This is a genomic window from Streptomyces sp. BRA346 (assembly GCF_052851135.1).
Genome location: NZ_JAIWIH010000007.1, coordinates 25,861 through 40,416 on the forward strand (window position 1 = coordinate 25,861; position 14,556 = coordinate 40,416).

The following is a 14,556-nucleotide window of genomic DNA, read 5'->3' on the forward strand; positions in this document are numbered from 1 at the left end:
ATGAAGATCAGGACAGTGGGTGCGTGCCAGCGCCCGGAGTGTGCCGGTGTCGAGGCCCACGAGGATGACCACGGCACCCGCTTCTTCCGCGTGCCCGCGTGGGTGGTCTGTTTCGTGCTGTGCGCGGCGATGCCGGTGGCGCTGCTGGCCTACACGTACGCCAGCCGCTAATCCTCCGCCCGGGTGTCGGGCATCAGCTCGGCTGGTGGGACATCCAGCGCGCGAGCGATGTGCAGGACGTGGTCCAGCGGGTGCGAGTGGAGACCGAGTTCGATGCGGAGGATCATCCTTCGCTCGACGCCGACGCGTTCAGCTGAGCACGATAGATGTCACATTGGCACGCTTGTTGTCACCGGGAGCACGAGCAGTGTTCCGGAGCGCCGCCCGTGCGGCCTTCTGTCTCAGCAAACCTCACGCCCCTAGGTCGTGTCCCTGACCTGTTTCCGGGTGGTTCCCGATGGTGTGAGGGGTCGACCACTTGGTGAGCTGTTCCCATGAGTCATCAGAAGTCGTCTCATCGTTTAACCGTCGCCGTCGTTTTCGCCGTTGGCCTGGGAACACTCGCCGCCACCGCCGCACCGACCGGCCCGCCCCACCGACCTGCGCCCCGATTACACCCTACGCACCAGGCCCCGCACGCGCCGACTCAGGCCGTGCTGAACGAGATCGTCGCGCAGGGCACCCCCGGTGTCATTGTCCAGGTGCGCGACGCATACGGGGCGTGGAACGGCCGGGCCGGTGCCGGGGACCTGACCTCCGGGCGGCCGCGGAGCCCTCATGAGAGGTTCCGTATCGCCAGCGTGACCAAGACCTTCACCGCCGCAGTGCTGCTCAAGCTGGAAGCCGAAGGGAAGCTGTCGTTGGACGACAGCGTGGCGGAATGGCTGCCCGGGGTGGTGCGCGGCAAGGGCTACCGGCCAGGGAACATCACCCTGCGGCACCTGCTCAATCACACGAGCGGCATCTTCGACTACAACATGGACCAGGGCTTCCGCGCCCGCTATGCGGGGGACGAGTTCGAGCGGAACCGCCACGTCAGGTGGTCCCCGCGAGATCTGGTGGACATCGCGCTCGCCCACTCGCCCAACTTTCAGCCGGAACAGGGCAGCAGGCCCGGCAAGCCCGGCAAGTGGGACTACTCCGACAGCAACTACATCCTCGCCGGCATGGTCATCGAACAGGCCACCGGCCGTACCTACGGGCAAGCCGTCGAGCGCCTCATCATCAACCCGCTCGGCCTGCGTGGCACGAGCGTGCCCGGCCTCTCGCCCGAGCTGCCCTCACCGCACGCAACGCACTACTCCACACTGTTTGAGGACGGGACACAGGCCCGGGTGCGCGACGTCACCGAGTTCAGCCCCACAGTGGCCTTCTCCGCCGGGCAGATGATCTCGACCACCGGAGACGTGAACACCTTCCTTTCCAAGCTGCTGGCCGGTGAGCTGCTGCCGCCCGCCCAGCAACGGCAGCTGCTGGACGCGGTTCCCGTCGACGGGGATAAGGGACACGGCGGTCCGAGTGACGTCTACGGCCTCGGCATACGGCGTTTTCAGCTAAAAGAGGGCTGCTGGGCGTGGGGCCACGGCGGCATGATCCCCGGGTCCGCGACCCGGACGCTCGCCACGGCGGACGGCCGGCACATCATGACCATCAACCGCAACGGTGACTGGGGCGCGCAGCAACTGGAGGACGCAGCCGTCGAGGCTGAATTCTGTGACGGTGACGCTCGCTGACACGCATTCGCAGTCGCTGACACGTAGCGTGCTGATTCGGTGACAGCTGCCGTGCTTTGTGGTTCCAGATCCGCACTTCGGCGGCTGCCGGTGGTGACATCTGTCGTGCTTCGGCTCATTTGGGGGCACATTGGCGATGTGGATGCACATGAAGTGAACCGTGCGCGGGCGACGTTGGCGTTATTCGTTGCTGATGTGTTCGCATCGGTGCCGCGCAAGGACCAGCGGGCGAAGGGTGACTGCTACCTGCGGGGGCTGATGCTGGAGGGGCGGCGTAAGTCGATCCAGCCGATGGCTGAGCGGCTGCCGGATGGCAACGAGCAGAACCTGCAGCAGTCCGTGAACCAGTCTACGTGGGATCCGGTGCCGGTGCGGCGGCGGATCGCGGAGCGGATGGTGCCGTTGATCGGCCCGGATGCGTGGGCGGTCGATGACGTGTCGTCCCAAAGGACGGGAAGATGTCGATGGCGGTCGCGCGCCAGTATTGTCGGGCGCTGGGCAAGCGGGCCAACTGCCAGGTCGCGGTCAGCGTGCACGCGGTCTCCGATGCCGCGTCCTGTCCCCTGCAGTGGCGGTTGTTCGTGCCCCAGGAGTGGGCGGACGATACGGTACGGCGGCAGAAGACCGGGATTCCGCAGGAGGTCAGGCACGGGGAGAAGTGGCGCCTGGCCCTGGACACCATCGACGAGCTGGCCGGATGGGGTCTGGTGCCGCCGGTGGTGGTGGCCGACGCCGGCCACGGGCAGAACGCCGACTTCCGGGCCGGGTTGAGCGACCGGGGCATCGAATATGTCGTGGCGGTCCGTCCGGACGTGACCGTCCACCCGCACGACGCGCAGCCCACAGCCCCGGCGTGGTCGGGCAACGGCCGCAAGCCGCAGCGCCGCTACCGCGACAAGCCGTCCTCGGTCGCCGGGCTCGCGGCTGGCCAGGGGCGGCAGGCCTTCACCGAGGTGACCTGGCGGGAAGGCTCCCGCGGACCGATGCGCTCGCACTTCTCGGCGCTGCGGGTGCGGCCGGCCGGAGTCCGGGCCCGCCGCCTGGCCCAGGCCGCCGCCACCGCCGAACACGGCCACTGGGACGGCGTCCTGCCCGAGATGACGCTGCTGGTCGAATGGCCCGTTGGCGCCGAGGCACCCACCGACTACTGGCTGTCCAACCTGCCCGCCGATACCCCGGTGGCCGAACTGGTCCGCCTGGCCAAGATCCGCTGGCGCATCGAGCACGACTACCGGGAACTCAAGCACGGCCTCGGCCTGGACCACTTCGAGGGCCGCTCCTGGAACGGCTGGCACCACCACGTCACCCTGGTCACCGCCGCCCACGCGTTCCTCACGAACAGCGCCTGGCCCCAAAAGCCGATACAGCGGACTCACCCTCTACCAGATCCTCGACACCATCCAGGACCTGCTGAACTGCTGGACCGGCACCTGCACCACCTGCCACCGCCCCCTGCCCAGAACATCCACCACCAGCCCAAACCCAAGAGTCGGAGCAACCTAACGGAGTCCTACTAGAAGTGTGGGTAGAGGGCGTGAAGATCAGTCCACCGGGGAGACCCGGATGAGGTTGCCGTCGGGGTCCGTGATGACGAACGTGCGACCGAAGACAGCGTCGTGTGGCTCCTCCGCGACATGGACTCCCTTCGAGACCCAGCTCGTGAAGATCTCGTCAATCGCGGTCGCTCCTCCTGGGACCATCAGTCCGACTTCGCTCGTTCGAGGGGTGCTCGGGACCGCACGCTCGCTGTAGCCCGTCCACAGCGCGAACAGGACGCCGGGGGCAACCTCGAAAGCTACGTAGTGGGGACTGATGAAGGTCGGTTCGATCTCGAACAGGTCGCTGTAGAAGGCGGTAGCGGTCTCGGCGTCGCGGACGCCGATCAGGAACAGGTTGGGTGCGGGCATAGTGCGCTCCTCAGATCGTTGAATTCTCGGTACTGCTCCAGTCGACCGCCGCATCGCGACAGAGCCTGTCACCTTTTCTGCAAAGGTTGGTCAGTATGAAGGCTTCGAGGCTGTTGCATCTCTTGCTGCTCCTTCAGACCCGTCAGCGCATCACCACCACCGAGCTCGCCGGACGTCTGGAAGTGTCTCGGCGGACCGTGCTGCGGGATGTCGAGGCGCTCTCGACGGCAGGTGTGCCTGTCTATGCCGAACGCGGGCGGAACGGCGGGATCGTCTTGCTCCCCAGTGCGCGGCTCAACGCATCGCATCTGGAACCATCAGAGCTGGAGGCACTCTCCGTAGCCGGTTTGGACAGCGCGCAACTTGAGCGTATGGGTCTGTCTGCGGTGTGGGAGTCGGCCGCGCGCAAGATCGCCGCTCGGCAGGCTGCAGCACCTGGATCGCCGAGCCTGCTGCAACTGGCGGACCTGGTGCTGGTAGACAGCACCGCGTGGTTTGCTGACTCAGAGGCAGGGGTCGACGTATCGGATCTGGCCTCGGCACTGCGACACCGCCGCCGGCTGCGAATCCAATACCGGCGCAGCGCCGAGAATCAGGCCTCAACGCGGGTGGTCGACCCGTACGGGATCGTTGCGAAATCCGGTCGCTGGTATCTCATCGCCGATGACCAGGGGAACGGTCGGCTGTTCGCTCTGCAACGACTCTCGTCCTACGAACAACTCGACGCGCCAGCTGCTCTCCGACCAGGCGAAACCCTCCGCACCAGATGGGCCGCGTTGAAGGAACGCACCGAGGGGCAAGGGCGCGTGAGCGTGACCGTCCGTCTGCCAGAGAATGGACTCGACCTGGCGCGGCGCATCCTCGGCAACCGCATCCACGACGTCTCCGACGCGGAAAACGGCTGGTGCACCGTCGTCGTCCGCTACCCCGACATCGAGTCAGTGCGTCAGCTCCTCCAGTTCGGCGACCACATCGAGATACTCACCCCAGAGACAGCCCGCGAACGCATCAGTCAGCTCGCCAGAGACCTGATTGAAAGGCACTCAACCCCGGCCTCGTGACTGCCGAGCGGAACGCCCTGCTCTCAATCAACGTCTCCAGTCAGTACACCTAGTGGGGATCACCACGCGCCTACTGCCCTGGCCACGGTCACCGGGACCAAGCACGCCGTGCGCGGGAACCACGTAGTTTTGCGCACAAAATAATAGAGTCTGGCGGGACCAACCCCGCGTGCGCGGGGACCACAACCGCGCGCGGCCCACGAGCTGCTCCAAGTGGGACCAACCCCGCGTGCGCGGGGACCACAGGAGCTGACCTGGGGCTTTAATTAGGCGAGTGGTCGATTGCAACCACTTTCGCAAGATCCGGCAAATCCACCCTTCCTCACACAGGGGGCAAAACACCCGAACCCTATGCCCAGTCCGCCATGGGGACATGATCTCGTTCCGATTATCTCGGATGCGGCCTCGATGGCGTGGCACTTCACCCTCGGCGGCTCGTCGGTCGGTCCGAGCTGGGGCGGGAGAGGTGTCGTGGGTGTCGGTTGCACCAGGGCCCCCGACCGCTGATCGTCGCCCCAAAGACTCCCGGGAGTACCCACCGCCATGGCCACCGACCGCCCATCCCCACCCCTCATCGCGGGGGAACGCGAAACCCTCCGCGGCTTCCTCGACTTCCACCGCGCCACCCTCGCCCTGAAGTGCGACGGCCTCTCCGACGAGGAACTACGGCAACAGTCGATGTCACCCTCGACACTCTCCCTGCTCGGCCTCGTCCGCCACATGGCCGAAGTAGAACGCACCTGGTTCCGCATCGTCGTGAATCGCGAAGACATCCCCCTCGTCTGGTCCGACCAGCGTGACTACCAGGTGGCGTACGACGCGACGAAGGCCACCCGAGCCGAGGCGTTCGACGCCTGGCAGCGCGAGGTGGAACACGCACGCCGGATCGAGCGCGAAGCGGAGTCGCTGGACGTCGTCGTGCACAGCGAGCGCTGGGGCGAGGACATGACGCTGCGCCTGGTCATGATCCACGTACTGCTGGAGTACGGCCGCCACAACGGCCACGCCGACTTCCTCCGCGAGGGCATCGACGGAACGGTAGGCCCATAAACCCGCACCGCACCGCACCGGCGCCCCGCCCCCTGCGTTACCGTATCCGCGATCGGAAACGGAACACGGGGGTCCACAGTGGAGCTGGTGGAACACATAGCGGCAGTCCGGGACGGATCGGGCGATCCCACCGCCATGGTGGGCGAGTTCCGGCGCACCGCGGTACTGGTCCCGCTGGTCGACGACGACTTCATGACGGCCACGTACGGCGGAATCCACTGGATCTACGCCTTTACGGACGAATACGCCCTGGCCCGCTTCGCCGAGGCCCGCGGCGCGGCGCGCGAGGAGTGGGAGTTCGCGACCGTGCTGGGCGCCCGGCTGCTGGATGTGCTGGTCCCCGCGTTGGACGGTCCGGCGGGGGTCGCGCTGGACGTGGCCGACGAGGACGGCTCGATGATGTTCCCGCCGGTGAAGGGGATCGTGCCGGACGAGGTGGCCGTGGACCTCACCGAAACCGAGGCCGCCGAGATCCGGGCCGAAGCCGAGGCCCGGACCCAAGCCAAGGCCAACCCCGCCACCACTCCGGAGACCGACCGATGAGCGGCGGCGGCAACGCCGACTTCAAGGTCACCCAGGAGTCCGTCGCCCTCATCACCAAGGGCCTGCGCGGCGCGATCGGCGAGCTGAAGGACGTGGGCAGCTCGACCGGCGCCCTCCAGGGCAGCGGCTTCCAGGACATGACGATGTCGAAGATGGAGGCCGGTGGCGGCGGTCTCGCCGACGCGTTCGAGGGGTTCTGCGACCGCTGGGAGTGGGGCGTACGGGCCCTGATCCAGGACGCCAACGAGATCGCCAACCGGCTGGGGATCGCGGCGGGCGCGTCCTGGGAGGAGGACCAGTACTGGGGCGGCACGTTCAAGGTGGCCGTGAACGCCCTCTCCCCCACCGGCAATCCGCATGCCACCGAGGAAGAGATCGCCCAGCAGAGCTGGGGCGACGTCCTCAGGCCCGACGCGCCCGACTACAGCGCCGAGTCCTGGAAGCAGGCGGGCGCCGAGATGGGCCAGACCTGGAAGGACACCGGCCGCAGCGTGCTGACCGAGGGGTATGTCGGTGACCGGGTCGCCCTGGTGAACGAGGCCGCCGGGGTCGACGACCAGCAGTTCGACCAGGTTCTGGACAACACCTTCGGCCCCTCCCCGGAGGAGCGGGCGCAGGCGCAGGCACAGCAACAGCCCACCGGGGGTGACCACTGATGGGCCTCGGCGACTTCATACCCGACCCGGTCGAGGACTTCGTCGAGGACCGCGTCGAGGACGTCGGCGACGGCATCGAGAGCGCGGGCAGCTGGACCGCGGACCGGCTGGACGACGCCGGCTGGGAGGGCGGCGCGGACTGGGTCCGCGACAAGAGCGCCAGCGCCGCCGACGCGCTCGGCGCCGACGTGGACGAATGGCAGCTGGACCAGACCGACGACCCCAAGAAGCTGGTCCACGGTGACCCCAACAAGCTGCGGTCCACGGCCGAGCACCTGACCGACTTCGCGAAGGCCTTCAACAACGTCGGCCGCGGCCTCAAGGGCGTCGACCCCGACCAGATGATGAAGGGCGTGTTCGCCAACGCCTTCTACAGCAGGGTCTCGGTCGAGCCGAAGAAGTGGTACAAGGCCGCCGACGCCTGCGAGAAGGCGAGCGGGGCGCTGAGCCGCTTCGCCGGGACGGTCGAGTGGGCGCAACAGCAGGCGCAGCTGGCCATCGACAAGTACAAGGCGGCGAAGAAGGCGTCCGACGACGCCCGCTCGGCGCACAACGGCAAGGTGGACGCGTACAACGCGGCCGCCATGAAGTACAACCTCCTCCCCGCCGACGAGCGCGATCCGAGCACGCTGCCGGACAAGCCCGGGGAGTTCCATGATCCGGGCGCCGAGGGCATCAAGGCGGCGGAGGACATCCTGAAAGAGGCCCGGCGGCAGCGCAACGAGGCGCACGACGCGGCCAAGAAGTCGGTGGAGACGGCCCGTGACGAGGCGCCCGCGAAGCCGTCGTACGGCGAGCAGGTCTCGGACGGCTTCGAGGGGCTGAAGCTGGACGCCTCGCACCTGGCGGGCGGCGTCATCAAGGGCACGGCGGGCGTCGTGAACTTCGCCCGCCAGGTGAATCCGATCGACCCGTACAACCTCACCCACCCCGCCGAGTACGTCACCAACCTCAACAGCACCGCGGCCGGTCTGGTCCAGATGGCCAACAACCCGGGCGGGGCGCTGAAGGGCATGTACGACTCCTTCACCAAGGACCCGGCGGAGGGCATCGGACGGCTCCTCCCCGAGCTGATCGGCACCAAGGGGCTCGGCGCGGCCAAGGGCGCCGCGACCGCCGCCAAGACGGCCACGACCGCGAGCAAGGTGGAGTCCGGGGTCGCGCACCTGGCGAAGGACGGCCATACGCCGCACTCCATCCCGAACGGCGCCAAGACCCCCGGGCCCACCGACCCGGTGGACCTGGCCACCGGCCGGATGTATCTGCCGCAGACGGATGTGTCGCTGCCGGGTGTGCTGCCGCTGGCGTTCACCCGGCAGGGGATGTCCGGCTACCGGGCGGGCCGCTGGTTCGGCCCGTCGTGGGCGTGCACCGCCGACGAGCGGCTGGAGATCGGTCCCGCGGGCGTGGTCTTCGTCCAGCAGGACGGGATGCTGCTGGACTACCCGCATCCGGCGCCCGGCGTGCCGACGCTGCCGAAGGCGGGCCCGCGTTGGCCGCTGGAGCGCACCGCAGAGGGCGACTTCACGGTCACCGAGCCGGGCACCGGCCGCGTCCGGTACTTCACCGGCCCGGCGGACGGCGGCGACGGCGACGCGCCGATCGCGGAGATCGGCGACCGCAACGGGCACCGGCTGACGTTCGAGTACGGCGCGGACGGCGCCCCGGCGGCCATCGTCCACGACGGCGGCTACCACCTGAAGCTGACCACGCGGGACGGCCGGATCACCGCCCTGCACCTGGCGGGCGGCGCCCCGGACGGCTCGGACCAGGAGCTGGTGCGGTACGGCTACACCGAGGGCGATCTCACCGAGGTCGTCAACTCGTCCGGCCGCCCGATGCGGTTCGCCTACGACGACGAGCGCCGGATCATCGCGTGGACCGACACCAACGGCCACGCCTACGACTACGTCTACGACAACCGCGACCGGGTGATCGCCGAGGGCGGCACCGAGGGCCACGTCGCGGCCCGCATCCACTACGGCGCGCCCGACCCGGGCACCGGTCACCGGGTCACCACGGTCACCTCCGCGGAGGGGAACACCAGCCGCTACGTGGTGAACGAGCGGTCCCAGATCGTGGCCGTGACGGATGGCTCGGGTCATACGGTCCGGACGGAGCAGGATCGTTTCGGCAGGGTGCTGTCCCGTACCGACCCGCTCGGCCGGACCGTCCGTTACGCCTACGACGCGGAGGGCCGTTGCACCCGGGTCACCGACGCCGCCGGGTTCGTGTCGACCTCCACCTACAACGACCTCGGCCTTCCCCTGGAGATCGCCGAGGCGGACGGCGCGATCTGGCGCCATGAGTACGACGAACGCGGCAACCCCACCGCCCTCACCGACCCCACCGGGCACACCACTCACCACACCTACGACGAGCGCGGCCATCTCTCCGCGATCACCAACCCGCTCGGGGACACCACCCGGGTGCGCTGTGACGCGGCCGGGCTGCCGGTCGAGATCACCGATCCGCTGGGCGCCGTCACCGTCTACCACCGGGACGCCTTCGGGCGGCCCACCGCCGTGGTCGACCCGCTCGGCGCGACCACCCGCCTGGAGTGGACGACCGAGGGGAAGCTCGCCCGGCACACCGCCCCGGACGGCGCCGAACAGCGCTGGACCTACGACGGCGAGGGCAACTGCACGACCCATGTGGACGCGAACGGCGGGGTGACCTCCTTCGAGTACACCCACTTCGACCAGCTGGTCGCCCAGACCGGCCCGGACGGGGCCCGCTACGAGTTCACCCACGACAAGGAACTGCGCCTCACCCAGGTCACCAACCCGCAGGGCCTCACCTGGAGCTACACCTACGACCCGGCGGGCCGCCCGCTCTCCGAGTCGGACTTCGACGGCCGGACCCTGAGTTACGCGTACGACGCCTCCGGCAAGCTGGTCTCCCGTACCAACCCGCTGGGCCAGACGGTCTCCTTCGAGCGCGACGCCACCGGCCGCATCGTCCGCAAGGACGCCGCCGGCCAGGTCACCACGTACTCCTACGACCCGGTCGGCCGACTGGCCACCGCCTTCGGGCCCGACGGCGAGGCCGTGTTCCGGCGGGACGCCGCGGGCCGCCTCACCTCCGAGCTGGTCGGCGGCCGCACCCTCACCCACACGTACGACGCGCTCGGGCGGCGCAGCGGGCGGACCACCCCCTCCGGCGCCACGTCCACGTTCCGTTACGACGCGGCGGGCAACCGCACCGCGCTGACCACCTGCGGCCACACCCTGGCCTTCGACCGCGACGCCCTCGGCCGGGAAACCGGCCGCCGCGTCGGGGACGGCCTCACCATCGCCCAGGTGTGGGACCCGGCGGGCCGACTGGCCGAGCAGACCGTCACCGGCCCCTCCGCCCGGCCCCTCCAGCACCGCGCCTACACCTACCGCGCCGACGGCCACCTGGTCGGCCTCGACGACCGGCTCGGCGGCTCCCGCCACTTCGACGTGGACGCCGCCGGGCGCGTCACCGCCGTCCACGCCAAGAACTGGACCGAGACCTACGCGTACGACGAGGCGGGCAACCAGACCCACGCCTCCTGGCCCGACCGGCTCCCCGGCGCCGACGCGACGGGCCCGCGCACATACCGGGGCACCCGGATCGCCCGCGCGGGCCGGGTCCGCTACGAACACGACGCGGCGGGCCGCATCACCCTCCGCCAGAAGAACCGGCTGTCCAAGAAGCCCGACACCTGGCGCTACACCTGGGACGCCGAGGACCGGCTGACCTCCGTCACCACCCCCGACGGCACCGTCTGGCGCTACCTCTACGACCCCCTCGGCCGCCGCCTCGCCAAGCTGCGCCTCGGCGACGACGGCGTCACCGCCGTCGAGCGGGTGGACTTCACCTGGGACGGCGACACCCTCGTCGAGCAGACCACCTCCGCCCCCGGGCTGCCCGACCCGGTGACGCTCACCTGGGACCACGAGGGCCTGCGCCCGGTGGCCCAGACCGAGCGCATCACCGACGCCACCACCCAGGCCGAGATCGACCAGCGCTTCTTCGGCATCGTCACCGACCTGGTGGGCACCCCCAGCGAACTCGTGGACGAATCCGGCGAGATCGCCTGGCGCACCCGCGCCACCCTGTGGGGCACCACCACCTGGTCCCGGCACAGCACCGCGTACACCCCGCTGCGCTTCCCCGGCCAGTACTACGACCCGGAAACCGGCCTTCACTACAACCACCACCGGTACTACGAGCCGGAGACGGCCCGCTACGCCACGCCGGACCCGCTGGGTCTGGAGGCCGCCCCCAACCCCGCCGCGTACGTCACCAACCCGCACGCGGCGGTCGACCCGCTGGGCCTGAACCCCAAGTTCCCCCACGAACAGTCCCCACAGGGCAGCTTCGGCCCCAGCCCCGGCCCGTTCGGCCGCCCCGACGGCGAAGTGGTGCTCAGCGGCCACGGCGGCATCTCCGCGAAGCACGGCGTGCTGACCACCGTGCCCGAGGGAACCCACGTCGCGCTGTACAGCAGGCACGGGGAAACCATCTCGGATGCCCTGGGCAATAAGATCGAGACCGGAAATCCGGCCCCGGTACGGGTCTACGGGCCCGGCGAACATCTGCCGGATTACACCCTCTTCCCGCCCAAGGGCCTGAATATCGAGGGAACGCCCGTCACCGTGGACAAAGCGACACCCCTTTCCCATCTGCTCCAGCCCAACATGGGCCGCGTACACTGGGCCGCTTGCCGATCCCTCATGGATTGAGCCCCTCACGTATTCAGAGAGGAACTGCTGTGACACGGTACGAGGACGGCTCCCCGTACGCATACAGTCCCGGAACGGTCCCGTACGGGGTCGAGGCGGTCAACGTCGGCTGGCTGGAGAAGGATTCCGAATTCCCGCGCGGCGAGGCACCGGCGGAATTCGTCCGGTCGCTGGCGCTGCTGTGCCGGGACGATTCCCGTAACGCCATGCGCGGCCTGTTCCCGTGCCAGCTTCCGCACCAGCAGGACCCCGGATACCCGGTGAGCATCATCGTCGGTACCCAGGAAGTCGTCCTCGGGAATGCCGAAGTGCGGGTCGTGGACCAGAACGGCAGGTGGCTGATCGCCCCGAACCTGGTCCACCACTATGTCACCGCGCACTCCTACCTTCCGCCGGAGGAGTTCGTCGAGGCGGTGACGGCCCGCCGAAGCGCCCCCAAGTCATAGCGGGCTTCACGCGAAGTCGGCGCCGAGGGTGATGTCCCGCCACCCCTCGAACCCGGCCCGCAGGGTGTCCAGCCTGGCGGCGGCGATGTCGTACGCCGACTTGCCCAGCAGCAGCCGCAGCGGCGGCCCCTCCGCCCGGACCGCGCCGATGATCGCTTCGGCGGCGCGGTCCGGATCGCCGGGCTGATGGCCGGAGTCGTTGGTGCTCATGCGGAAAAGTCCTTCTGTTCTTCTTGCGACGTGTTTTCGGCAGTGAGACTGCCGAGCAGCGACAGCGCGTGTTCGGAGGGGCTTCCCGGCTCGGCCTGGTAGACGACCAGCTGCTGCCCGGGGGCGCCGTTCACCGTCAGCGACTCGTAGTCCAGCGTCAGCTCGCCGACCACGGGATGCCGGAAACGCTTGGTCTCCTGGGCCTTACGCCGGATGTCGTGGCGGGCCCACAGCCGCCGGAACTCCTCGCTGTGCAACGACAGTTCGCCGACCGCCTCGATCAGCTGGGGGTCGTCGTAGTCGGTGCCGACGGCCGCCCGCAGTCCGGCGACGGTGTTGACGGCCACCCGGTCCCAGTCCGGGTAGAACACCTTCGCGTCCGGATCGAGGAACACCAGCCGCAGCAGATCCCCGCTGTGGGCGTGGCCCTCGAACAGGGCCCGACCCAGGGCGTTGTGGGCGAGCACGGTCAGACAGCGCCCCAGCACCACGGCCGGGGTCCCGTGCCAGCCCTCCATCATCCGCAACAGCACCGGGCTGACCCGCTCCCCGCGTACGCCCTTCCGGCGCCGCGGCGCGGGCACGGGACGCGCCAGCTGATGCAGATGGGCCACCGCGTCCTCCTCCAGCCCCAGCACCCGGGCCAGCGCGTCGACCACCTGCGCCGACGGATGCCGCTCCCGGCCCTGTTCCAGCCGTACGTAGTAGTCGGTGCTCACCCCGGCGAGCATCGCCACCTCTTCCCGCCGCAGCCCGGCCACCCGGCGCCGCGCACCGGCGGGAATCCCCAGGTCCTCGGGGCGCAGCAGCGCACGGCGGGCCCGGAGGAACTGCCCGAGCAGGTTCTCGCTGTCCATGTCTTCGACGCTACGCCCGGACGGCGGCGCACCGGGCACCGGAAGGTGGCCGCGCTACTCCTAGGATGACGCCGCCGCGGTGGATCGCGGCCTGGAGCCACCCCCGGCCCCCGGCAACGCTGGCCCCATGACCACTCCTGGAAACCACCCCTTGACCGACCGAACCGCGGTGATCACGGGCGCCACCAGCGGAATCGGCGCCGCCACCGCCCGCCGCCTGGCGGCCGACGGGGCACACGTCGCCCTCCTGGGCCGCCGCGAAGACCGCCTGAAGGCCCTGGCCGACGAGCTTCGCCCCACGGCCCCCGGTACGGTCCTCCCGCTGGCCGTGGACCTGACCACCCCCGAGGCCCTCGCCACCGCCCCCCGTACGATCCGTTCCACCCTCGGCCGCGTCGACCTCGTCGTGGCCAACGCCGGCGTGATGCTCGGCGCCCCCTTCGAGACCGCGGCCACGGACGAATGGGACCGCATGCTCGACACCAACCTGCGCGCCCTGCTGCACACCGCCCGCGCCTTCACCGACGACCTCATCGCCACCGCCGCCGAGGGCCGCCCGGCGGACCTCGTCCACGTGGGCTCCGTCGCCGGACACGTCCTCTACCCCAACTGGTCCGTCTACGCCGCCACCAAGGCCGCCGTGGCCCACCTGACCCGCAACCTGCGCGCCGAACTCGGCCCGCGGGACGTGCGCGTGAAGAACGTGGAGCCGGGGGTGACCCTCACCGAACTGGGCGAGGACATGCACGACAGGGACATGCGCCGAACCCTCACCCGCATGCGCGCCACCGTCCGCCCTCTGGCTCCCGAGGACATAGCGGAATCGATCGCCTTCGCGGTGGCGGCCCCGCCGCACGTGAACATCGCCGAACTGGTGGTGGTCCCGGTCCAGCAGGGCTGACGGTCAGGCGGCTGCCCACCCCGGAAACCCCGGAGCGGGCAGCCGCCCCCAGCACGCGTCGCTGCCCCCGGCCCGACTACCATCGCTCCCCGACACCACCCGCCCACCGGAAGCGACCCGCATGACCAGCCGCCCCGCGACCACAACACTCTGGCGCCCCACCGGCCCCAAGGAGCTGGACCTGGTCCGCGAACTCAACTGGCGCGCCTGGCCGCCCCGCCTCCCCGAGCAGCCGATCTTCTACCCGGTGCTCAACGAGGACTACGCGATCAAGATCGCGAGGGACTGGAACGTCAAGCACGACGGAGCGGGCTACGTCACCCGCTTCGAGGTCGAGTCGGACTTCCTGGCCCGCTACCCGGTCCAGCAGGCGGGCGGAAAGACCATCCTCGAGCTCTGGGTCCCGGCCGAAGATCTCGACGAGTTCAATGCCCACATCGTCGGCGAGATCCACGTAGTACACGAGTTCCACTGACC

13 protein-coding genes and 1 pseudogene are annotated in these 14,556 nt (G+C 69.5%); 11 read left to right on the plus strand and 3 right to left on the minus strand.

Going from position 1 to position 14,556, the window contains the following annotated elements:
* The 3 genes and pseudogenes from LCH29_RS12300 (at position 1) to LCH29_RS12310 (ending at position 3,147) form a co-directional block, all read left to right on the plus strand.
* Positions 1 to 171, plus strand: coding sequence for a hypothetical protein (locus LCH29_RS12300; RefSeq protein ID WP_446461741.1), 171 nt, complete (start codon positions 1 to 3; stop codon positions 169 to 171).
* A 482-nt stretch (positions 172 to 653) separates the two neighbouring features.
* Positions 654 to 1,733 (plus strand): serine hydrolase domain-containing protein, encoded by a 1,080-nt coding sequence (locus tag LCH29_RS12305; RefSeq protein ID WP_446461742.1) that lies wholly within the window; start codon positions 654 to 656, stop codon positions 1,731 to 1,733.
* A 138-nt stretch (positions 1,734 to 1,871) separates the two neighbouring features.
* Positions 1,872 to 3,147 (plus strand): annotated as a pseudogene (locus tag LCH29_RS12310) (IS701 family transposase).
* A gap of 127 nt (positions 3,148 to 3,274) precedes the next feature.
* Here the strand turns inward: LCH29_RS12310 and LCH29_RS12315 are convergent.
* Positions 3,275 to 3,640, minus strand: a complete 366-nt coding sequence (locus tag LCH29_RS12315; protein ID WP_446461743.1) for a VOC family protein — start codon at positions 3,638 to 3,640, stop codon at positions 3,275 to 3,277.
* A gap of 95 nt (positions 3,641 to 3,735) precedes the next feature.
* Here LCH29_RS12315 and LCH29_RS12320 point away from each other — a divergent pair, with 95 nt between their 5' ends.
* The 6 genes from LCH29_RS12320 to LCH29_RS12345 all read left to right on the plus strand — a co-directional run bounded on the left by LCH29_RS12320 (position 3,736) and on the right by LCH29_RS12345 (position 12,111).
* On the plus strand, positions 3,736 to 4,701 hold the full coding sequence (locus LCH29_RS12320; protein ID WP_446461744.1) for a helix-turn-helix transcriptional regulator: 966 nt from the start codon (positions 3,736 to 3,738) through the stop codon (positions 4,699 to 4,701).
* Between the two features lie 543 nt (positions 4,702 to 5,244).
* A complete protein-coding gene (locus LCH29_RS12325; protein ID WP_446461745.1) occupies positions 5,245 to 5,751 on the plus strand; it encodes a DinB family protein in 507 nt (168 codons plus the stop codon).
* 87 nt (positions 5,752 to 5,838) lie between these two features.
* Complete coding sequence (locus LCH29_RS12330) at positions 5,839 to 6,294, plus strand: SseB family protein (RefSeq protein WP_446461746.1); 456 nt, start codon at positions 5,839 to 5,841, stop codon at positions 6,292 to 6,294.
* Complete coding sequence (locus tag LCH29_RS12335; protein WP_446461747.1) at positions 6,291 to 6,950, plus strand: hypothetical protein; 660 nt, start codon at positions 6,291 to 6,293, stop codon at positions 6,948 to 6,950. The genes LCH29_RS12330 and LCH29_RS12335 overlap by 4 nt, the downstream gene beginning before the upstream one ends.
* Positions 6,950 to 11,665: a putative T7SS-secreted protein gene (locus LCH29_RS12340; RefSeq protein ID WP_446461748.1), complete on the plus strand. Its 4,716-nt coding sequence runs from the start codon at positions 6,950 to 6,952 to the stop codon at positions 11,663 to 11,665. Before LCH29_RS12335 ends, LCH29_RS12340 begins: the two co-directional genes overlap by 1 nt.
* A 29-nt stretch (positions 11,666 to 11,694) precedes the next feature.
* Complete coding sequence (locus LCH29_RS12345; protein WP_446461749.1) at positions 11,695 to 12,111, plus strand: DUF7919 family protein; 417 nt, start codon at positions 11,695 to 11,697, stop codon at positions 12,109 to 12,111.
* Positions 12,112 to 12,117: 6 nt separating this feature from the next.
* Here the strand turns inward: LCH29_RS12345 and LCH29_RS12350 are convergent, their stop codons facing one another.
* A complete protein-coding gene (locus tag LCH29_RS12350) occupies positions 12,118 to 12,321 on the minus strand; it encodes a hypothetical protein (protein WP_446461750.1) in 204 nt (67 codons plus the stop codon).
* A complete protein-coding gene (locus LCH29_RS12355) occupies positions 12,318 to 13,178 on the minus strand; it encodes a helix-turn-helix transcriptional regulator (protein ID WP_446461751.1) in 861 nt (286 codons plus the stop codon). The genes LCH29_RS12350 and LCH29_RS12355 overlap by 4 nt, the downstream gene beginning before the upstream one ends.
* Before the next feature lie 127 nt (positions 13,179 to 13,305).
* On the opposite strand from LCH29_RS12355, the gene LCH29_RS12360 reads away from it, so the two are divergent.
* Together LCH29_RS12360 and LCH29_RS12365 are read left to right on the plus strand one after the other, a co-directional pair.
* A complete protein-coding gene (locus LCH29_RS12360) occupies positions 13,306 to 14,079 on the plus strand; it encodes an SDR family oxidoreductase (RefSeq protein WP_446461752.1) in 774 nt (257 codons plus the stop codon).
* A gap of 121 nt (positions 14,080 to 14,200) precedes the next feature.
* Positions 14,201 to 14,554, plus strand: a complete 354-nt coding sequence (locus tag LCH29_RS12365) for a hypothetical protein (RefSeq protein WP_446461753.1) — start codon at positions 14,201 to 14,203, stop codon at positions 14,552 to 14,554.
* Positions 14,555 to 14,556: the final 2 nt, after the last annotated feature.